This window comes from Allosediminivita pacifica, assembly GCF_003054175.1.
Taxonomy (GTDB): domain Bacteria; phylum Pseudomonadota; class Alphaproteobacteria; order Rhodobacterales; family Rhodobacteraceae; genus Allosediminivita; species Allosediminivita pacifica.
On sequence record NZ_QBKN01000001.1, the window covers coordinates 1 to 21089 of the forward strand.

Annotated in this window: 16 protein-coding genes; 5 read left to right on the forward strand and 11 right to left on the reverse strand. The window is 69.0% G+C overall.

Annotated elements, in window-relative coordinates:
- The 6 genes from C8N44_RS00005 to C8N44_RS00030 form a co-directional block, all read right to left on the reverse strand.
- The coding region (locus C8N44_RS00005) for a tyrosine-type recombinase/integrase (protein WP_146178783.1) at positions 1-797 on the reverse strand (797 nt) is incomplete at its 3' end.
- A gap of 195 nt (positions 798-992) precedes the next feature.
- Complete coding sequence (locus C8N44_RS00010) at positions 993-2840, reverse strand: acetyl-CoA hydrolase/transferase C-terminal domain-containing protein (RefSeq protein WP_244640943.1); 1848 nt, start codon at positions 2838-2840, stop codon at positions 993-995.
- Positions 2833-4911, reverse strand: coding sequence for a 3-hydroxyacyl-CoA dehydrogenase NAD-binding domain-containing protein (locus C8N44_RS00015; protein ID WP_107974111.1), 2079 nt, complete (start codon positions 4909-4911; stop codon positions 2833-2835). The genes C8N44_RS00010 and C8N44_RS00015 overlap by 8 nt, the downstream gene beginning before the upstream one ends.
- Positions 4908-6194: an acetyl-CoA C-acetyltransferase gene (locus tag C8N44_RS00020; protein ID WP_107974112.1), complete on the reverse strand. Its 1287-nt coding sequence runs from the start codon at positions 6192-6194 to the stop codon at positions 4908-4910. The genes C8N44_RS00015 and C8N44_RS00020 overlap by 4 nt, the downstream gene beginning before the upstream one ends.
- Entirely contained in the window at positions 6191-8440 is a 2250-nt protein-coding gene (locus C8N44_RS00025) for an acyl-CoA dehydrogenase (protein ID WP_107974113.1), read from the reverse strand. The genes C8N44_RS00020 and C8N44_RS00025 overlap by 4 nt, the downstream gene beginning before the upstream one ends.
- Before the next feature lie 119 nt (positions 8441-8559).
- Positions 8560-9339 carry a sulfotransferase gene (locus C8N44_RS00030; protein WP_107974114.1) on the reverse strand — a complete coding sequence of 260 codons (780 nt, stop codon included), beginning with the start codon at positions 9337-9339 and terminating at the stop codon, positions 8560-8562.
- Between the two features lie 134 nt (positions 9340-9473).
- On the opposite strand from C8N44_RS00030, the gene C8N44_RS00035 reads away from it, so the two are divergent.
- The 5 genes from C8N44_RS00035 to C8N44_RS00055 all read left to right on the forward strand — a co-directional run bounded on the left by C8N44_RS00035 (position 9474) and on the right by C8N44_RS00055 (position 16221).
- A complete protein-coding gene (locus tag C8N44_RS00035) occupies positions 9474-11501 on the forward strand; it encodes an HAD-IIB family hydrolase (protein ID WP_188758615.1) in 2028 nt (675 codons plus the stop codon).
- Positions 11501-12661 (forward strand): glycosyltransferase, encoded by a 1161-nt coding sequence (locus C8N44_RS00040; RefSeq protein WP_107974115.1) that lies wholly within the window; start codon positions 11501-11503, stop codon positions 12659-12661. The genes C8N44_RS00035 and C8N44_RS00040 overlap by 1 nt, the downstream gene beginning before the upstream one ends.
- Entirely contained in the window at positions 12654-13628 is a 975-nt protein-coding gene (locus C8N44_RS00045) for a glycosyltransferase family 2 protein (RefSeq protein ID WP_107974116.1), read from the forward strand. Before C8N44_RS00040 ends, C8N44_RS00045 begins: the two co-directional genes overlap by 8 nt.
- A 4-nt stretch (positions 13629-13632) precedes the next feature.
- Positions 13633-14757 (forward strand): glycosyltransferase, encoded by a 1125-nt coding sequence (locus tag C8N44_RS00050; protein ID WP_107974117.1) that lies wholly within the window; start codon positions 13633-13635, stop codon positions 14755-14757.
- Between the two features lie 177 nt (positions 14758-14934).
- Positions 14935-16221: an NAD(P)/FAD-dependent oxidoreductase gene (locus C8N44_RS00055; protein ID WP_107974118.1), complete on the forward strand. Its 1287-nt coding sequence runs from the start codon at positions 14935-14937 to the stop codon at positions 16219-16221.
- Positions 16222-16230: 9 nt separating this feature from the next.
- Here the strand turns inward: C8N44_RS00055 and C8N44_RS00060 are convergent, their stop codons facing one another.
- The 5 genes from C8N44_RS00060 to C8N44_RS00080 are packed head-to-tail and all read right to left on the reverse strand — an operon-like array spanning position 16231 to position 21072.
- Complete coding sequence (locus C8N44_RS00060; RefSeq protein ID WP_107974119.1) at positions 16231-17253, reverse strand: histone deacetylase family protein; 1023 nt, start codon at positions 17251-17253, stop codon at positions 16231-16233.
- Positions 17250-17729: a GNAT family N-acetyltransferase gene (locus tag C8N44_RS00065; RefSeq protein WP_107974120.1), complete on the reverse strand. Its 480-nt coding sequence runs from the start codon at positions 17727-17729 to the stop codon at positions 17250-17252. Before C8N44_RS00065 ends, C8N44_RS00060 begins: the two co-directional genes overlap by 4 nt.
- The gene (kce, locus tag C8N44_RS00070; RefSeq protein ID WP_107974121.1) at positions 17726-18652 is read right to left on the reverse strand and encodes a 3,5-dioxohexanoate:acetyl-CoA acetone transferase; all 927 of its coding nucleotides are present in this window, start codon (positions 18650-18652) and stop codon (positions 17726-17728) included. Before kce ends, C8N44_RS00065 begins: the two co-directional genes overlap by 4 nt.
- Entirely contained in the window at positions 18653-19990 is a 1338-nt protein-coding gene (locus C8N44_RS00075) for an aminotransferase family protein (protein WP_107974122.1), read from the reverse strand. It lies immediately after the preceding gene.
- Positions 19987-21072 (reverse strand): ABC transporter ATP-binding protein, encoded by a 1086-nt coding sequence (locus C8N44_RS00080; protein ID WP_107974123.1) that lies wholly within the window; start codon positions 21070-21072, stop codon positions 19987-19989. The genes C8N44_RS00075 and C8N44_RS00080 overlap by 4 nt, the downstream gene beginning before the upstream one ends.
- Positions 21073-21089: the final 17 nt, after the last annotated feature.

Here is a 21089-nt window from a genome sequence, read left to right on the forward strand (position 1 = left end):
ACATCAGGTCTCGTGCCAAGCTGGTCTCCATCGCAGATACCAGCTTGAATCACGCCTTCCGGTCGGCGTGAAACCCTTTTGTCAACACGGCCTAGCCAGCGATGCACGTCGCTGATCTGCAATGCGGGATGGTTGCCACTCTTTGCTACCTTGATCGGCGCTGGCAGAAGCTCCTTTAGGTTGCCCGCCCAGCGCGCTGGGTTTTCACCCGTTCGATGTCCTGCGACGGTCGCCCAAGACAAAACGGCTTCGATGCGTCCCCGCAGGCGTGAAGCCGTCTCTGTCTTTGTCTGCCAAATCGGCTCCAGCACCCGAAGCACATCTTGGACAGTGATATCCTGAACCAACATCTTTCCGAGTTCAGGTATCGCATACGAGTTGAGCGTGCTGCGCCATTGCTGTTGGTGTTTCTCATTCTTGAATGCGTCCAACTTCGCGCCAAGGTAACTGTCTACCGCCTCCGCGAAGCTCACACCGCGGCGCTGGGCGGCCACGAGCCCCGCCCTTGCGGCTTTCCGGTCTTCAACCGGATCGACGCCACGTCGAACTTGGTCTTTTACCTCGCGGGCACGCTCGCGTGCAGCTGCAAGCGTCACTTCAGGATAGCCGCCTAGTCCGATTTCCCGGCGCTTCTCCCCCACCTGGATCCTGAGCAGCCAACTCCTTCCGCCGTTTGCCGTGATCTGCAACAGGAGGCCCGACACACCGCCAACCGCAAATGTCGCCTTCCTACCCTTGCCGGGATACTTCAAGCGCTTCACTTCCAGCGCAGATAGCTCTTTGGCGGCACGTGGCATTCAAACCCTCCTACTTACCCGCCATAGACAATGCAGCTGACTACTCCCCAGTGCAACACGTTGCATCAAAATCCGAGAGCCATAGAAACTCGCTATGTATTAAATGATTGTTTTTCCAAGATGCAGATCGACTTGAGCGCATCGTCGCGCGTCGCCAATATGGCGGACTTCGTCTCCGCCATCATCCTTCACAGTTCAATTGGCATCGCCCGAGTGCGTCGTCTGGGCGAGCGCGCCTGCGAGAGCTGCGGCGGTCAGGTGGTCGCGGAGTGAGGTCGGGTGCGCCAATCCCATGCGGTCGAGTTCGTCTCCGTAGGCACTGCGCTGCCGTAGGCCCCGGGCGGCGAGGGTGAGAAGCTGCCTGCGCGAGCCTTGCGACCGCGCCAATAGCTCCAGCGCCGGCAGCAGACGGCGCTCGGTTGCGTCGAAATCCGTGCCGAAGGGGAAGTCGGGCAGCCATGTACTGCGAAAGGGCCGGAGCCAGCGCCCGAGCGTCCCGGGCAGGTTTGTGCGGTGCGCCTCCGGGATCTCGTGCCCAGAGGGGATCTTCCAGGCCGCCTTCGCCTTTTCCAGAAGCTTGCCCTGAAACCGGCTGTCGGCCACGTTCAGCAGCGCTGCCACGACCTCGGCATCGCTGCGGCCGCGCAGGTCGGCGATGCCGTATTCGGTCACGACCACGTCGCGCAAGTGGCGCGGCACGGTTTCGGGGAGGTTGTCCCAGACGATGTTGCTCTCGAGGCCACCGGAGCCCCGCCGCGTGGCGGGAAGCGTGATGATCGACCGCCCGTCTTCGAGCGCATGGGCCTGCGTGACAAAGTCGTGCTGCCCGCCGACGCCGCTGACGACCTGGCCTTCGGCGCGGGTGTCGGAGTTCACCGCGCCCAGCAGCGTGACCTTCATCGCCGAATTGATGAAGCGGGCGCCCTGCCGGGCCGCCCTTCGGTCCGCCTCGCCCCCGAGCAGGGTGTTGGTGTAGCTCACCGGGGCCATGGCGATCTTCGCGCGCTTCTCAGGGGGCATCTTGCGCAGCCGGGCGTAGAAATCGCGGCTTTCGACGAAGAAGCCCGCGTGGATCGCCGCACCTTCCGCGTCGCGCCGGATCACGCCGGACTCGAAAAGCTGCAGCAGCCCATCGACCAGCATCTCGGTGACCCCGTAAAGCCCGGTCTCGAAGGGCGCGTCCTCGGCGAAGCCGCCGCCGGGGAAGGGGCTCGCCGCGTGGATCTCCGCCACCTCGCCCCGGTCGCGCAGCAGCAGGGCCTGGGCCACGGCATCGCCGATGGCGCCGATGCCGATCTGCAGCGTGCCACCGTCGGGCACCAGTCGCGAGACATGCAGCCCGATGGCGTGGGCGGCGTCGTCCACCGGCCGCTTGACCGCCGAGAACAGCTCGAAGGGCTCGGGCGGATCGAGCAGCATGTCCGCCTCGTGCCCCGGAAAGGCGGCCTCGCCCTCCATGAAGGGCAGCTCGGGGTTCAGCTCGCCGGCGAAGAGCGCGGTCAGCCGTCCGTCGCGGCGCATCGCCATGAGATCGGCGGTGATGTCGGGGTTGCAGGACATGCTGAGCCGGTCTTCGTCCTCTGCGACAAGTTGAAGGATCAGGTTCGGCTCATGCGCCAGCAAGACATCGCGGGCGTGGCTGTAGTTGACCGAGATGTAATCCTGCTGCGCGGGGGCGACCCCAAGCCAGCGCCCGGCAAGGAAGAAGAACTCCCGCACCTCGATATTGGCGGGCAGGGTGCCCGCGCGCAGCATGGCGGCGTAGTCGATCTGCGGATAGGCCCCGAACAGCCGGTCGAGCGCTGGGTCGAGAAAGCGCTTCTGCATGTCGCCCGAGGGCGCAGGGCGTTCCAGCGTCAGGGCGGTGAAGATGGTGAGCCGCAGCTCCGGGTTCTCGACCGCAAGGCGGGTCAGCGCGTTCAGCAGCGTGACCGGTTTGCCGAGCCCCAGGGGCAGGCCGATCCGCAGGTCCTTGCCGAGGCGCGCGACGATCTCGCGCGCCATGGCCTCGGCATCGGTGAAACGGGTCGGGGCCTCAGGCAAGTGTCGACCACCCGGCATCGGGCGCAAAGCGCGGTCCGTGCCGCTCTGCCAGCCCTTCCAGCGTGCCGCGGACCTCTTCGACGCCACGGCTGCGGGCGTAGTGCATCGGGCCGCCGCGGAAGGGGGCAAAGCCGGTGCCGAAGATCATCGCGCCATCCACCTGATCCGCGTCGCGCGCCACGCCAAGCCGCAGGCACTCGACGCAGGCGTCCAGCATGGGCAGGATCAGCCGGTCAGTCAGGGCACTGTCCTCCCCTTCGCCCGTCCCGGGGTCGGGCGCACCGTCCGACCAGTCGTAGAAGCCCTGGCCCGCCTTCTTGCCGGTCTCGCCGCGGTCCACCTTGTCGCGCAGCCAGCCCGGGATCTCGGCCATGGGCTTGTCGAGATCGGACCGAAGGCTTTCGGCCACGTGCAGGCAGATGTCGAGCCCAACCTGGTCGGCCAGCGTCACCGGACCCATGGGCATACCGAAGCGCAGCGCGGCGCGGTCGATCTCTTCCTTCGCCACGCCTTCGTCGATCAGCGTCATGGCCTCCATCAGGTAGGGCGTCAGGGCGCGGTTCACGAGAAAGCCGGGATGGTCGGTCACGCGGGCAGGCAGGCGGCTGATTTCGGTGCAGAAGGCGGCAAGCCGGTCCGCGATCTTCGGGTCCGTGCCACTGTGCGAGACCACTTCGACAAGCTGCATCTTCGCGACCGGATTGAAGAAATGCAGCCCGGCAAAGCGCGCGGCCTCGGGCACCTTGTCGGCCAGCTTGGCAAGCCGGAGGCTCGAGGTGTTGCTGGCAAGGATCGCGCCGGGTTTCAGGCGCTCTGCGATGTCTGCGTAGATCTTCGCCTTGAGCGCCGCATCCTCCGGCCCCGCCTCGATCACGAGGTCGGCCTTCGCCACGCCGTATCCCTTCGGATCGGGCATCAGCCGGTCGAGCGCATCGCGGGTTTCGGCGTCGGACAGATGCGCGCCCTTGCAGGTCTTGCGCGCCCGCTTGATCGCGGCACCCAGCGGGGCGGTCTCCACGTCGCCCAGCGTCACGGTCCTGCCCTTCAGCGCCGCCCACGCGGCAATGTCGGCGCCCATTGCGCCCGCGCCGATGACATGCACGTGGTCGATGCCGCTTGTGCCGGGCCCGTCCGCCTTGAGGCCCTGCCGCAGGAAGAAGACGCGCATCAGATTGCGGGCGGTGTCGGTCTCCAGAAGACGCGCAAAGCTCTCGATCTCGGCGGCCTGCATGGCCTTGGGATCGTCGCCGTGCTCTTCCCACATGTCTATCAGCGCATAGGGGGCGGGGTAGTGCTCCTGCGGCGCCTGTTTCGCGGTCTCTGCGCGCATGCGCTTGGCCGCGAACCCGCGCGCCGACTGGAACGACAGCGCCCGTGCTTTCAGCCCCGTGTCGCGCTTGGGGGCGCCCTTCGACGCCAAGGCCCGCACCGCAGCCGCCACGTGCCGCTCCTCGGTCACCTCGTCGGCGATGCCGAGCTTCCTGGCCTTGCCGGTGTGCGCGGTCTTGCCGGCAAGCATGAGCGTCATCGCCTCGAGCGGGTCGATCAGCGCGGGCAGGCGGAAGGTGCCGCCAAGCCCCGGGTGCAGGCCAAGCTGCACTTCGGGAAAGCCGAAAGAGCCGCCATCGACGAGGATCCGCGCGTCGCAGGCAAGCGCCAGCTCGAACCCGGCACCAAGCGCCGCACCGTGCACCACCGCGATTGTGGGGCAGGGCAGGGCGGCCAGCCGGTCGAGCACATCGTGCCCCTGCTTCAGCAGATCAGCGGCGCCATCGTCGGCCATGTCCGCAAAGCCCGAGATGTCGGCCCCGGCGGCAAAGCCCTTGAGCTTGGCCGAGCGGATCACCACAGCCTTCGGCGTCGCCATCTCAAGCCGCGCCACATGCGCTTCAAGCTCGCGGATCACCTCGGCCGAGATCGTGTTGGTGCTGCTGTCGGCCACGTCCAGCACCAGCCAGGCCACGCCGTCGGCATCTGTCGCGCTGCGCCAGTTGTCCTTGGGGGCAAGCCCCTCGGTGGGCCCGAGCTCGAGCTTCGTTTCGCCCAGGAATGTCAGAACCGGTCCCGTCATGCGGCCTCCAGCAGCATGGCGCCGCCCAGGCCGCCGCCGATGCACTCGGTGGCGATGCCGCGGCGGGCGCCGCGCTGTTTCAATGCGTTGGCAAGATGCAGCACGATGCGGTTGCCGCTGGTGCCCACAGGGTGGCCCAGCGAGATCGCGCCACCATCGACGTTGAGCCTGTCGCGCTCGATCCGCCCGAAGGCGCTTTCGTAGCCCAGAACCTCGCGGCAGAAGGCATCGTCCTCCCAGGCGGCGAGGCAGGACAGCACCTGCGCGGCGAAGGCTTCGTTGATTTCCCACACGTCGATGTCATCGGGTCCGAAGCCGTGACGCTGCGCGAGGGGCGTCGCCGACAGCACAGGCCCCAGCCCCATGATCGACGGGTCGAGCGCCGCCCAGTCGCTGTCGGCGATCCGCGCGATGGGGGTAAGCCCGTGCGCCTCGACCGCCGTTTCCGAGGCGAGCAGCGTCCAAGACGCCCCGTCCGTGATCTGCGAGGCATTGCCCGCCGTCACCTTGCCATGAGGCTTCTCGAAAACCGGCTTCAGCTTGGCGAGTGAGGCCATGTCGCTGTTCGGGCGCACGCCATCGTCCCGTTCGTGCACCCCGCCGTCGGTATCGAAGGCAGGCTCCACCTCGCCGTCGAGCAGTCCCGCCTCCTGCGCGCGGGCCAGCCGGTGATGGCTTTCGACGGCATAGGCGTCGGCGTCTTCTCGCGAGATGCCGAACCGGTGGGCCAGCACCTCGGCGGTCTGGCCCATGTTGAGCTCGGTGATCGGATCGGTCAGCCCGCGCTCCAAACCGATCACGGGCTTGAAGAAGTCGGGCCGCAGTCCGCCCATTCGGCGCGCGGTGTCCACCGGCCCCTTGGCCTGTGCCATGCCCGCGTACCATTCGACGGCCTTCTCGCGCAGCACCAGCGGCGAATGGCTCAGTGCCTCGGCGCCGCCGGCCAGGATCATCTCGTGCGATCCATCGCGGATGTAGCGGTAGGCGGTGTCGATGCTCTGCATGCCCGATCCGCAGTTGATCTGCATGGTGAAGGCCACCGTCTGTTCCGGCAGGCCGAGCCGCAGCGCGGCGACGCGGGCCGGGTTCATCTCGTCGGCGATGACGTTCACGCAGCCCAGCACAACAAGGTCGATGGCCTCGCGCGGGATCGGCTGGCGGGCCAGCAGAGGGCGCCCGCACTGCACGGCCAGGTCGACCGGCGTGAAGGGTCCCGGCCCCCCGCGGGCCTTGAGGAACGGCGTTCTTGCGCCATCCACGATGTAGACGGGTCGTCCTGTCATTCCGCGGCCTCCGGTCTGGATTTGTGGTCATGCGCATAGGCCGGGAAGTGCCGCCCCAGCGCCTCGGGTGTGAAATCGTCCACCGCGATCACCTTCGCGACGGCCTTCTGCATGGCGTCGAGCTGGGCCTTCTCGGCCTCCGTGATGCGCCCGTCGGCCAGCCCCTGTTCCGGCGTCTGCTTGCCCTCGCGGAGGCGCTTGCGGATGGGCTCGGCCTCGATCACGCGGGCAAAGGCATCCTCGAGCGCGCCAAGATCGTCGCGCCGTCCGCTGGAATGAAGCCGACCGACGATCCTGTCACGTGTCTTCGAGGGATTGAGCAGGAGTTCCGCGCAGGCCTGCGTGATCTTGTCATCGGGCCCGCGCGCCGCGCGCCCGGTGCGCGTCACCGCGCGTAGCAGCCAAGCCGCCCAGCGGGCGGGCAGGTTGGCCAGCACCTCGTCCATCGAGCGGTGGATGCGCGCCAGCGCCGAATGCGCGGAATACTCCAGAAGCGGCAGGTCGGCCGAGGGCCGTCCGTCGTCCTGCCAGCGCTTCAGCGCAGCCGTGAGGATGTAGAGATCCGACAGGATGTCGCCCATCCTGGCCGAGATCATCTCCTTGCGCTTCAGCCCGCCGCCCATGGTGAGAAAGGCGAAATCCGCCGTCAGCGCGTAGGCCGCTGACCACCGCGCCACCTGCCGGTAGATCCAGGTGGCCCCGCCCGCGTCGGGCGCGGGCGCGAAAAGCCCGCCGGTCCAGCCCCGGCCAAGCGCCCGGAAAAAGGTCTTCGTCGAATGGCCCACGTGGGCCCAGAAATGGCGGTCGAAGGCCTCGATGGACTTTTCCTCGTCCTCTTCCTCAAGCGCCTGCATCTCGTCCAGAAGGTGCGGATGAGCCCGGATCGACCCCTGGCCGAAGACGATCAGGTTGCGGGTGACGATATTGGCGCCCTCCACCGTGATCCCGATCGGCATCGCCTTGTAGAGCGGCATCAGGTAGTTCTTCGGACCGTCGATCACCGTCTTGCCGGAATGGATGTCCATCGCGTGGTTCAGCCCCTCGCGCATCCGGTTGGTGCCGTGCAGCTTCATGATCGCTGATATCACCGCCAGCGACCGGCCCTCGTCGAGCCCCGCGCAGGTCAGTCGCCGCGCGGCGTCAAGCTCGTAGGCCCCTGCCGCTAGCGCCCCCAGCGGCGCCTGGATGCCCTCGAACTTGCCGATGGGCAGGCCGAACTGTTCGCGCACCCGGGCATAGGCACCCGAGCTGTGCGCGCAAAGCGACATGGCCGCCGCCGAAAGCGAGGGCAGCGAGATGCCCCGCCCGGCTGCCAGCGCGCTCATCAGCATCATCCAGCCCTGTCCGGCCCGCTCGGCGCCGCCGATGATGTTGTCGAGCGGGATGAAGACATCGTGCCCCTCTGTCGGGCCGTTCTGGAACATCGTCGAGGACGGAATATGCCGCCGCCCGGTCACGACACCGGGCAGGTCGGTGGGCACCAGTGCGCAAGTGATGCCGATGTCGGCCTCATCGCCCACAAGCCCGTCGGGATCGCGCAGCTTGAAGGCCAGCCCCAGAACCGTGCACACGGGCGCAAGCGTGATGTAGCGCTTGGCCCAGTTCAGCCGGATGCCAAGTACCTCTTCACCGTTCCAGGTGCCGTGGCAGATGACGCCCTCGTCCACCATGGCCGAGGCATCCGAACCAGCCTCGGCGCTGGTCAGCCCGAAGGCCGGCAGCTCGCGCCCGTCGGCGAGGCGGGGCAGCCAGTGTTCCTGCTGGTCCTTCGTGCCGAACTGCAGCAGCAATTCCCCGGGCCCGAGCGAGTTGGGCACCATGACGGTCACCGCCGCCGCGACCGAGCGGGTGGAGATGTAGCGCACCACCTCGGAATGGCCGAACGCGGAAAACCCGAGGCCCCCGTGTTCCTTCGGGATGATCATCCCGAAAAAGCCCTTGTCGCCCATGAACTTCCAGACCTCGGGCGGCAGGTCGGCGGACTCGTGGTTGATGGCCCAGTCGTCGAGCATCTCGCAAAGCGCGACGCAGGGCCCGTCGATAAAGGCCTGCTCGTCAGGCGTCAGCTTCGGCGCCGCCACCTCGGACAGCTTGCTCCAGTCAGGGTTGCCCGAGAAAAGCTCGGCCTCCCACCAGACCTCCCCAGCCGAAAGCGCCTCGGATTCGGTCTTGGATAGCCGTGGCAGGGCGTCCCGCGCCCAGCGATGGATCGGTTTCGTGAGGTATTTCTGCCGGAAGCTGGTCATACCGCGCGCCCTCCCTTGCTGCGGATACCAGAACAACTCTCGCGGCGCGGGCCGGGGTTCCCGTCACGTGGCGTCGCGTCTCGCAGGATCGGGAATTGCCCGGGCTTCGCGGCGACGCCTCAGACGATTCCGCGCACCTCCTGCACGATCCGGGTCAGCGCATGCTGCAGCGGCAGATCGGTCGGCCCCGCCGCCATTCCCGGGCCATAGCCCCAGCGTTCGGCGCGCGCCGCCTGTTCCGGCGTCATCCCGGGCGCCCCGGAATAGCGCAGGTTGCCGTCGCGAAGAGGCTCGTCCCCGGGCAGGGCCCGCGCGCCGCCCAGATCGAGGAAGGTCGCAAGCCGTCCCAGCGTCCGCCCGGGCGCGGACACGAGGTCCTCGTAGCGCAGCACCATGACCGAATGCAGGTAAGGCAGGTCGCGCGTCACCGTTTCGTGGGCGTCGAGCCAATGGTCGATCATCTCGGCGGGCGGCATGTCGACCCACTTGGCCACGGCCGCTGCCACCGCCTCGGGGTGCCGCACGACGACGACGAACTGGCTCAGCGGAAAAAGCTGTTGGTAAAGCCGCATCCGCGTCAGGTTCACCGGCGATTTCTCCACCCGCCAGTGCCCCTGCCCGAAAAAGGGCGCCCAGTCCGCCTCGATCCGCTGCCGCACCTCCAGCCGGTCGTGGGAGCCGCCCTCGACGTGATGCTGCGCCGGGTCGGTGGCGAAATGCATCGGCCGCCCATGCCGCGCGGTATGCGGGATCGCGCCCTGCAGGTAGACGCCCTCGTTCTCGGGGACGGGCGCATCAGTGATGCCCGCAACCCCGTCAAGCTCGGCGATCAGGCGCGCGACAAGAGACGTTCCCGAGCGGTGCAATCCGCCGACGAAGACGTAGCGATGTGGCAGCATGAGGCCCCCTTTCGGCAGGGAATTGTAATCCGACAACCCGTCCGGCCAAGGCACGGAACCCGGGGGGAGGGGGGAGGGTTGTGCGGGAACTGGCGATACGTCGCCCGACATATCAGCAACATCTCGAGGGTGGAATGAGGATCATTCACATCGCGCTTGGCGGCTGCCTGACGGCACCGCCGGTCCCATACGGGCTGACCGAAGACACGGGCGGACACATCGCCTACGTGCTCGGTGCCGCGGCGGCGCAGGCGCGCCGCAGCGATGTGGAAGACGTCACCATCGTCACCCGCAGCTTCGATGCGCCCGAACTCGGCGCGGCCTTCTCGCTGGCCGAGCAGCAGGTGTCCCCCGGATGCCGCATCCGGCGGTTGCGGACCGGGCAGGGCGGCTACCTCGCGAAAGACGCGCTGGAGGCCGAACTGCCAGCTCTGGTCGAAGCCTTTCTCGAGATGCTTGCGACGGGCCCGCGCCCGGATGTCATCCACGCCCACTTCGCCGATGCGGCCGAGCTTGCAATGGCGGCCGAGCGGCATTTCGGCATCCCCTGGATCTACTCGGCGCACTCGCTTGGCGCCGAGAAACTCGGCCCCGGTGCCGAACCCAGAAAGGCACTCGACCGCCGCATCGCCCGCGAACGCCAGGCCATACGCGGCGCGCATGCGATCATCGCGTCCTCGCGGGACGAGGCCGAGCGCCAGCTCGCCGGATACGACAGCGGTGCGGCCGGACGGACCCACCGCATCAACCCGGGCGTGGCCGATCAGGGGCCGGGCGATGCCGCGCGCGGCCGCGAGTTCATCGCCCCCTTCCTGCGCGACCCGGGCAAGCCGGTGATCCTCGCCATCGCGCGCCCCATCCGGAAAAAGAACCTCCGGGCGCTGGTCGATGCCTATGCCCGTGCACCCGCCCTGCAGGAGCGCGCCAACCTGGTGATCGCGGCGGGGCAGCGGGCCGGGCTGACGGGCGGAGGGCCCGAACAGGACGCAGTGATCGCCGAGCTCTTCGATGCCATCGACCGGCACGATCTCTGGGGCCGCGTGGCCCTGCCGCGGCGCCATGATACGAAGGACGTGCCCGATCTCTACGCCCTTGCGGCGCACGGCGGTGTCTTCTGCAATCCTGCATTTCATGAACCCTTCGGCCTGACCCTGATCGAGGCCGCACGTGCCGGCGTTCCCATCGTCGCCACCCGCAACGGCGGCCCGCGCGACATCGTCTCAGCGCTGGGCACGGGCGCGCTGGTCGAGCCCGAGGATCCGCAGGGCATCGCCGAGGCGCTCCGCGCGCTGCTCGACAGCCCCGAGATCGCGGGCCGGACCGCCGAGGCACAGGTACGTGCCGCGCGTCTTTTCGACTGGGACCGCTGGGCCGGCCGGGTTCAGGGCGTGCTTGCGGATGTCCTTTCGCCCGCGGCGGGGGGCAGGTCCTGCCCCCACCTGCTTGCCTGCGATATCGACGACACGCTCACCGGTGACGCCATGGCAGCGCGTCAGTTCGCGGACCTCCTGCACGCCGGGCTGCTGTGCGGCTTCGTCACCGCGACGGGCCGTTCCGTCTCCGAGGCGCGCCGCGTGCTGGCCGAATGGGCCATCCCCGAGCCCGAGGTGCTGATCACCTCGGTCGGGTCCGAGATCTGGCGACGCCGCGCGCCGGGCCGCTACACGCTCTGCGCCGATTATGCGCGCCAGCTGAACGTCGACTGGCAGCGGGACCGGGTCCGCGCCTGCCTCGAGCAGGCCTCGGCCGTCTTCCAGCCCGCTTGCGACCAGCGCCGGTGGAAGCTCAGCCTCTTCGGCAACGCCGCCGAAGGCAGACGCCTCCGCGACGCGCTGCGCGCCGCCGGGCTTAAGGTCCGGGTCATCGCCTCGCACGGCCGCTTCATCGACATCCTGCCCGCCGCCGCGGGCAAGGCCGCCGCCGTTCGCTTCGAGGCCCGCCGCCGCGGCCTTGCCGACAGCGCGGTTATAGTGGCCGGCGACAGCGCCAACGATGAGGACATGCTGACGGCCTTCCCCAACGCGATCCTGCCCGCCAACGCCCGGGCCGAGCTCGGCCACCTGCGCGACGTCTACCGTGCGCCGCGCGCCCATGCGGCTGGCGTTCTCGACGGGTTGCGCCACTTCGACATCGCCCACCCCATGGCCATGGCGGCCGAGTGATGCGCGACCTCGCCCCCGATCCCCGCCCCTTCGGCTACTTCGTCCATCATCAGGGCCGCGGCCACGCCGAACGCTGCGCGGCGCTGGTCAACGCTCTGCCCGAAGGGCGCCCCGTGCGCATCTTTTGCGCGCGCACCGACATCTTCCCGCCCCTGCGTCCAGGCGTGCAGATCACCCGCATCCCCTCGCTCTTCGAGCCGACGGGCGACGAACCCACGGGCATGGCCGGCGTACCCACGCCCGACACGCTGCACTGTGCGCCGCTGGGCTGGCCCTCGATCCGCGAGGCGACTGCCACGATCACGCGGTTCTTCGCCGAGGAAGACCCCGAGCTCATGATCTGCGACGTCAGCGCCGAGATCGCGCAGCTCTCGCGCATCTGCTCGGTGCCCCACGTGAAGGTGCTGCAGCACGGCGACCGTACCGATCCCGGCCACCGCGCCGCCTATGACGGCGCCGCCGGCCTGCTGGCGCCGTTCCACCGCGATCTCGCCCAGCCCGACTGGGGGGCTTTCGCACCGCGGATCCACCATGCCCCGGGACTCGGCGTCGCCACCGCGCTGCCCTGTCGCGGTGTGGCACGGGCGCGGCTCGGCCTCGATCCGGCGGCGCGCATCGCGCTCGTCGTCTCGGGCGGGGGCGGCAGCGGCACGCATGAGGCTCCGCTCGGCGTTGCGGCGCGCAGCTTTCCCGACATGCAGTGGATCACCATCGGCGACGTCGAACGCGACTGGCACGCCACGCCGCCCGCGAACCTGGACCATCGCGGCTGGGTCGACAACGCCGGCGACTACATCGCTGCCGCCGACCTCATCGTCTCCTCGGCTGGCAACACAACCTGCGCGCAGGTTCTTGCCGCCGGCACACCGTGGATCGTCGTGCCAGAGTGGCGCTACTTCGACGAACAGGCCGAGAAGGCCCGCGCGCTCGACCGCGCCGGGGCCGCGGTCGTCCTGAACGCGCTGCCCGCCTCGGCCCACCGCTGGCACGAGGCCGTGTCCCGCGCGCGGACACTCCACGATCCAACACGCCAGCAGGCCCTCGCCGGCGGCCCCCGCGCCGCCGCCACCGCCGCGCGTTGGCTCGAAACTCTTGCGGACACGCTCTGGCGGTCCGCCCCCGCGACACTCAAGACCCGGAAGGACCCCCAAGATGCCTGAGGTTTCCGCCCTGACCATTGCCGCCGGCCGCGAGGCACACCTGCACAACGTCATCCTCGGCTTCGAGGCGCAGACCAGCCGCCCGGCAGAACTCGTCATCGGCGTCATGCAGGAAACCTGCTATGACGACCTCCCTGAAACCAGCTTCCCCGTCCGCCAAGTGCTCGTCACGCGGCCCGACGGCGAGCTTCCACTCGCCGCCGCCCGCAACGCCGTCGCCAGCATGGCCTGGGGCGAGGTGCTCGCCTTCGTCGACGTCGACTGCATCCCGCATCCGGACTTCATCGCCGACGTGGCGCGCGCAGTGACCCCGGGCGGCGGCCTCGTGATGGGCGAGGTCGTCTACCTGCCGCAGGGCACGACCGACCACGGCATCGACTACGCCCTCTTCGATCGCGTGGGCGCCCGCCATTCCGACCGCCAGGCCCCGCCCGAGGAAGGTCTGCGCCGCTGCGAGGATTACCGCTGCTTCTGGTCGCTGAACTTCGCCATCCACCGTGAAGACTGGGCCGCCTCGGGCGGTTTCGACGAGGGCTACTACGGCTACGGCGGCGAGGATACCGACTTCGGCCGGGTGCTGGAGGCCCGCGACATCGGCATCTGGTGGATGAAGGGGGCCCGTGTCTACCACCAGTTCCATGACCACTGCATGCCGCCCGTCCACCACGTCGCCTCGATCATTCGCAACGCCGACCACTTTGCCTCGCGCTGGGGCGAACGCACCATGGGCCACTGGCTGCACGCAATGCGGGTCATGGGGCTGATCGAGCAGCGGGGCGGCGAGCTGCATGTCCTGCGCGATCCGACCGAGGCGGATTTCGCCCTCTGTCGCCAGACCGCCGACATGCCTTACGCCAACACGCGCCGCGTGCTCGACAAGCTCCAGCAAAGCGAAAAGGTCGGGCCCGAGCGGGTGGCCGAGGTCGACCGACAACAAGGGGACATGGCCCGGGTGGCGGCGGAATAGCCCCATGCGCATCGCAGTCCTTGCCCACGTGCGTCATCCCGTGGCCCCCCCGTTCATGGGCGGGATGGAGGCGCATGCCTACCATCTCGCGCGCGGCCTGCAGGCGCGCGGCCACGACGTGACGCTCTTCGCCTCGGGCGACAGCGACGCGGGCGTGCCACTGCATCCCGTGCTGCCCGAACACTACGACCGCGCCTTTCCTTGGAAGGACCACCACGGCACCGATGCGCTCAACGCGCATCTCGACAAGGCCTTCGCGGATATCCTGCCCGCGCTGCGTGAGGGCGGCTTCGACGTGATCCACAACAACAGCCTGCATCGCTACCCGCCCCGAATGGCGCGACGCGATCGCGTGCCCATGGTCAGCTCGATGCATGTGCCGCCATTTCCCGCTCTGCACCGCGCGACCACCGACTCCCTGGGGCCCTGGAGCCGCGTCACCTTCTGCTCGCACAGCCACATGGCCGGTTGGTGGCCCGGAAAGTCGCGCGAAGGTGCCCACGTGGTGCCCAACGGCATCGACCTTTCGCTTTGGCCCTTCGTGTACCAAGGCGGGGCCGGGGCCATCTGGGCAGGGCGGATCATGCCAAACAAGGGCGCCCATCTTGCCGCGCAAGCAGCACGCATCGCGGGAATGCCGCTCACGATCTTCGGCACGATCGAGGATGGCGCCTACTTCGATGCCGAGGTGGCGCCGCTGCTAGGGGATGACATCCGTTACGGCGGCCATCTTTCGCCCGCCGATCTCGCCCGGGAATACGGCAAGGCCGCGGTGCTTCTCTTCACGCCGCTCTGGGACGAGCCCTTCGGGCTTGCCGCGGTCGAGGCCATGGCCTGCGGTCTGCCGGTGGCCGCCACCGACCGTGGTGCCACTGCCGAGGTCATCGGCGAGGGCGGCTGCACCGTACCGCCCGATCCGCACGCCCTGGCTCTCGCGCTGAAGGAGGCCGCTGTGATGCAGCGCCACGTCCCACGCAGGCGGGCAAAGAACGCCTACTCGATCGACACCATGATCCGCCGCTACGAGGCGCTCTATGCCATGGTGATGGCCGGTGCCTCCCGGTCCCTCGCGCCGCCGGACTATCCGCCCGTGATGCTTCCGCCCCGCGAAGAACCTGCCGGGATCTGACGGGACGCGCCTTGGTCTGCCTATGTAATGACCGCTGCCAGGCGGTTCACGCGGCGGCATCGGCCGCGGCCTCGGTGCGCGCCTTTTCTTTGCCCTAGTCCTGCGTAGGTTTTCGCCAGCGCGGCGGACTGGTCCGGAAACGGGCCGGAAGGACGCCACGGAACCGGAGAATCCGCGATGATCGAGAACGAGCAGCCGGCCCTCGCCGCTTCGCTCTGGACAACCAAAGCCGCCCCGGGCCCCGAAGCGCCCGCCCTGTCGGGCGAGGTCGAGGCCGATCTCTGCATCGTCGGCGGCGGCTTCGCCGGCCTGTCCACCGCCCTGCACGCGGCGGAGGCCGGGCTGGATGTCGTGCTGATCGAGGCCGAGTCCCTTGGCTGGGGTGCTTCGGGACGCAACGGCGGGCAGGTCCTGCCCGGTCTCAAGGAAAACCCGCGCGAGGTCGAGGCCCGCTTCGGCCCGCAGGGCACCCGCATGATCGAGTGCGCCGGGGCCGCGCCGGATCTCGTCTTCGACCTGATCGAGCGCCATGGCATTTCCTGCGGCGCCATGCGAGCGGGCTGGATCAGCGCCGCGATGTCAGACGGGCTGACCGCAGCCCGCGACCGTGGCGCCCAATGGCGGGCCCTCGGCGCCGATGTCCGTGACCTTTCCGGCCCCGAGACGCGCGAGATGCTGGGCGGGGGATACTACGCGGGCGCGCTCTGGGATCGGCGCGGCGGTGGCGTCCAGCCGCTGTCCTATGCCCGCGGTCTTGCGGGTGCCGCGGCGTCCGCCGGCGTCCGCCTGTATTCGCACACGCCCGCGCGCCGCGTCGGACACGAGGGCCAATGGCGCATCGAGACGCCCTCGGGCCGTGTCTCGGCGCAACGGGTCGCGCTCTGTACCAATGGCTACTCCGGACCGCTGCTGCCCGAGCTGCAGCGCAACGTGGTCCCGGTCGTCTCGATCCAGATCGCCACGGACCGGCTGCCCCGCGACCTCACGCCCGACATCCTGCCCCAACGGCAGGTGGTCTCGGACACCCGGCGCCAGCTCCTCTATTTCCGCCGCGATGCCGAGGGCCGTTTCGTCATCGGCGGGGCCGGCGCCTACGGCGGGGTGGGGCTTTCCCGCGCCTTCCGGCGCCTCGAGGCCGAGGCCCTCCAGCTCTTTCCGCAACTCGGCGGCCTGGCTTGGCAGTACGGCTGGGGTGGACGCGTGGCCGTGACGACCGACCACCTGCCGCACCTCGCCGAACCGGCACCGGGGCTCTTCACCGCGGGCGGCTTCAACGGGCGCGGTCTCGCCATGGCCACGATGATGGGCCGTATCCTCGGCCGACGCCTCGCTGGCGATGCGGAGGCCGAGGCAGACTGGCCGCTCGAGCCGCTGCGCCCCATCCCGCTCCACCGTTTCCACCGTCTCGGCGTCCGCACCGTGATCGCCACCGCCGGCCTCCGCGACCGCCTGCGCATCCCCTGACAGAGGCCCTCAGCCGCCCATGGCGCCCTTCAACGCGCAGGTCAGGTTCGCTCCCAGCGTGTCGCTCACGTAGCCGCCCTCCTGCACGAAAAGCAGCCCTCGCCCGGTCGCGGCAAGGGCGGCGCCGATCCGTGTGAAGCCCTCCTGCGTCACCGCGAGCCCCTGGAAGGGATCGTCGATCGAGGCATCGAGCCCCAGCGCCACCACGATCACATCCGCGCCGAAGCTGTCGCAGCGCTCCAGCGCGGTCCCCAGCGCCGCCATGTAGCCCGCGTCGTCCGTCCCGCGCGCCAGCGGCAGGTTCAGGTTCGCCCCGAGCCCCGCCCCCTCGCCCCGCTCCTGCGCATGACCCCAGAAGAAGGGGTAGAACCGCGCGGGATCGGCGTGGATCGATACGGTCAGCACGTCGCCCCGCCCGTAGAACATCCCCTGCGTACCGTTGCCGTGGTGCACGTCCACGTCCACGATGGCCGGGCGCAGCCCCGCCGCGCGCAGCCTCTCGGCCGCGATGCCCGAGTTGTTGAAGAAGCAGAAGCCGCCCGCCAGTGCCTCGAAGGCGTGATGCCCCGGCGGGCGCGACAGCGCATAGGCCATCCGGCCGCCGCCGATCAGGTGATCCGCCCCGGCCACGGCGCTCTGCGCCGACCAGTACGCGGCCTCGTAGGTATGTTCCGCGATCGGGCAGGCGGTGTCCGCCTGGTGCCAGCCGGCCTGGCCCACGGCGGACTTGGGGTAGCCGTCCGTCCGGTTCGCGGGATGGATGTTGGGGATGACCTCCTCGCCCGCGCCCTCGATCCGACGCCAGCGGGTGTAGATGTTGCGCAGGAAGGTGATGTATTCCGCCGTGTGCACGGCGGCGATCGGCCCGAGCCCGGCATCGGCGGGCGTCTCGAAATGGCAGCCGGCCGCCCGCGCGCCCTCGGCCAGGATCTCCACCCGGCGTGGCACCTCGGGGTTGGGCTGCTGCGCGCCGTTCGCCATGAAGTGCTTGGGATCGTGTGCCCGCTGGCGGTCGTCGAGAAAGGCTTTCATTCCGTGTCTCCAAGCCTGGCGATGGCATCGGGGCCAAGATGCATCTCGGTGTGGTCCTCGGCCGGGGTGAACCCCACCCGCGCGTAGAACCGCCGCGCCCCGGCACTGTGGTGATAGACGTTGAGCTTCAGGGCCGTGGCCCCCCAGGCCTCCGCCGCATCCTCCGCCACCGCCGACAGCAGGCGCGGCCCCAGTCGCTGCCCGCGCAATCCGTGCGCCACCCAGAGGTCCGAGACATAGGCGATGACCTGCCCGCGCGAGGTCGAGAGGCAGGGAGAGAAAAGCGCAATGCCCACGACCTCCCATCCTTCCTCGGCAAGCACCGCGCGGAAGACGGGGCGGGCGCCGAAGCCCGCCGCGTGCAGGGCGTCCTCGTCGGTGCGGTGCGTGTCGCCGAGATCCGCCGAAAGCTGCGCCAGCGCCGCGTGCAGGCGGGGCACATCCGCCGCCTCGGCCTTGCGGAAGGTCACGCTCATATCGCCGTCCTGTCCCCGCCCTTGAGCCCCAGCATCCTCCGCGCCTCCTCGGGTGTGGCAGGGTCACGTCCCAGCTCCTCGACGATACGGCGGATCTTGGCCACCTGCTCGGCGTTGGACTGTGCCAGCCGCCCCCGCGCGATGGTCAGGCTGTCTTCCAGCCCCACCCGCACGTGGCCGCCCATCGCTGCCGCCATGGTCGCCAGCGGCATCTGGTGCCGCCCCGCCGCCAGCACCGAGAAACTGTAGTCATCGCCGAAGAGCTTGTCGGCGATGCGCTTCATGTGCTGCAGGTTCTCCGGGTCCGGCCCGATGCCGCCCAGCACACCGAAGACGAACTGCAGGAACACAGGCCCCTGCACGAGTCCCCGGTCCACGAAGTGCCGCAGCATGTAGAGGTGGCCGACGTCGTAGCACTCGAACTCGAACCGCGCGCCGCGCTTTGCGCCCAGCTCGGTCAGGACATGGGCAATGTCGCGCGGCGTGTTCTTGAAGATCAGGTCGTCCGACCCTTCGAGAAAGGGTTCCTCCCAGTCGTGCTGCCATTCGGAAATGCGTGCGGCCATGGGATAGAGCGCAAAGTTCATCGACCCCATGTTGAGCGAACACATCTCCGGCTCGGCCTTCATCGGCGCGGCGAGCCGTTGGTCGAGCGTCATCGTGGCGCTGCCGCCGGTCGTCAGGTTCAGCACGGCTTCGGTGTCGTGCTTCAGCCGGGGCAGGAAAGCATCGAAATGCGCCGGATCGGCCGAGGGCCGTCCGGTTTGTGGATCGCGCGCGTGCAGGTGCAGGATGGCCGCGCCGGCCTCGGCGGCGGCAAGCCCCTGTTCGACGATTTCGTCGGGCGTGATCGGCAGGTGCGGCGACATGGAGGGCGTGTGGATGGAGCCCGTGAGGGCGCAGGTGATCAGGATCTTGGACATTCAGACAAGGGCCCCCTGCTCGGGCAGTTCGGCCGTGAATGCCCGGAGCGATACATCCAGCCCCTCGGTGATCTCGTCGAGATGCGCCTCGGTCGCGATCAGTGGCGGACAGACAAGGATATGGTCTCCCTCGACGCCGTCGCGCGTGCGCCGGGAATAGACGATCAGTCCGTTGTCGTAGGCGATCTGCACGAAACGCTCGAAGGCGCGGAACTCGCGGGGCAGGGGGGTCTTCTTTACCGGATCCGACATGAACTCGAAGGCGGTCAGCAGGCCCTTGCCGCGCACGTCGCCGATGATTTCGTACCGCGCGGCAAGCTCCCTCAACCGGGCAAGCAGCAGCTCGCCCATCCGGGCCGCATTGGCGACCATCCCCTGCTGCTCGATCTGGTCCAGCACCGCCGCGCCCGCGGCGCAGGCGAGCGGATTGCCGGCGTATGTGAATCCGTGCGCAAAGCCGCCCTGGTCCAGCACCGGCTCTACCAGCCAGTCCGGCGCCACGATGCCCCCGAGCGGCGCGTAGCCTGCCGCGAAGCCCTTCGACATGACCACGATGTCGGGCTGCGTGTCCCAGTGCTCGCATCCGAGGAAAGCCCCGGTCCGGCCCGCGCCGGTCATGACCTCGTCCATGATGAGCAGCACGCCGTGCCGGTCGCAGATCTCCCGCACCCGCGCCATGTAGCCCTCCGGGGGCACCAGTGCCCCGGTCGAGGCGCCGCCCACCGGCTCCAGCACGAAGGCCAGCACGCTCTCTGGCCCTTCGCGCAGGATCTGCGCCTCGAGCATGTCCGCGTAGTGCCGCCCCGTGGCCGGATCCTCCGGGTCGAGCCCGTCGAGATAGGCGCGCGGCGCGGGCACCTTGGGCATCTCGCGCATCATGGGCGCAAAGGGTTCGGTCAGCGATCGGAACCCCGTCACCGCCAGCGCCCCCAGCGTGCAGCCGTGGTACGAGGGGCTGCGCGAGATCACCTTCCAGCGGCCGGCCCGTCCCGTTGCGACCGCGTGCTGGCGGGCAAGCTTCATGGCGCTCTCGATGGCCTCCGACCCGCCCGAGACGAAGAAGACCCGGTTCAGCCCCTCGGGCATCTTCGCCACCGTCTTGGCGGCCAGCCGCTCGCTCGCCTCGGTCTCGAAATGCAGCCGGTAGCCGAAGGTGGCGCGCTCCATCTGCTCGCGCATGGCGGCCAGCACCGCGGGGTTGGAATGCCCGATGTTGCAGACCATGGCCCCCGAGGACCCGTCGAGATAGCGCCGCCCGTCGGTGTCCCACATGTAGACCCCGCGCGCCTGGTCGAGCACCGGCTTGCGGCCCCGCCCCTGGTAGAAAAGATGGCTCATGCGGTCTCCATGGGAAGGGCCGAGGCGTCCTTGGGACGGAACCCGACGCGCACCTCGGCGCCCTGCTCGAAGGGGCGTTCGTCAATCATGTTGATCGCCTGCAACTGCCGCTCTCCGAGCCGCAGGAAATAGCGCACCGTCTGGCCCTGGTAGTCCACCGTCTCGATCCGGGCGGGCGCGGTGATCATGCCCTCGGGCATCTCGGCCGCGGGCATCACCAGCAGCTTCTCGGCGCGCAGCACCAGCTGCGCCGCACCGGGCCCGCCGAGCCGCTGCGCCTTCTCCGCCGGCACGGCCACCTGCCCGAAAGGCTCGGCCTCGAGCGTCGCACCACCGGCGTCGGTCCCGGTGCAGCGGGCCTCCAGCATGTTGGAGGCACCGAGGAACTGGGCCACGAACTCCGAAGCGGGGTTGTTGTAGACCTCCTCGGGCGACCCGGTCTGCTCGATCCGCCCGGCGCTCATCACCACGATCCGGTCCGACATGGCCAGCGCCTCCGACTGGTCGTGGGTGACAAAGACCGTCGTGACCCCGATCTTGTCCTGGATGCGCTTCAGCTCCACGCGCATGTCCTCGCGCAGGTTGGCATCGAGCGCCGAAAGCGGCTCGTCGAGCAGCAGCACGTCCGGCTCGATGACGATGGCCCGCGCCAGCGCGATGCGCTGCTGCTGACCGCCCGACAGCGCCTTGGGATAGCGTTCGCCCACATCAGGCAGCTGCACCAGATCCAGCGCCGCCTGCACCCGCGCCGCGACGTCGGCCTTCGGCACGTCCCGGTAGCGCAGCCCGAAGGCCACGTTCTCGGCCACCGTCTTGTGCGGGAACAGCGCGTAGTTCTGGAACACGATCCCGAGGTTGCGCTTGTGGATCGGCACATCGTTCACGCGCCTGCCGCCGATCAGGATCTCGCCCTCGGTGGGGTCGAGCAGCCCGGCGATCATCCGCAGGTTCGTGGTCTTGCCGCAGCCCGAGGGCCCCAGCAGCGTCACGAAGGCGCCTTCCGGGATCTCGAGGTTGGTTTCATGCACCGCCGTGAACTTGTGAAAGCGCTTCACGACGTTGCGCAGGGTGACGGAGCTCATGAGCATGTCCCGGAGAC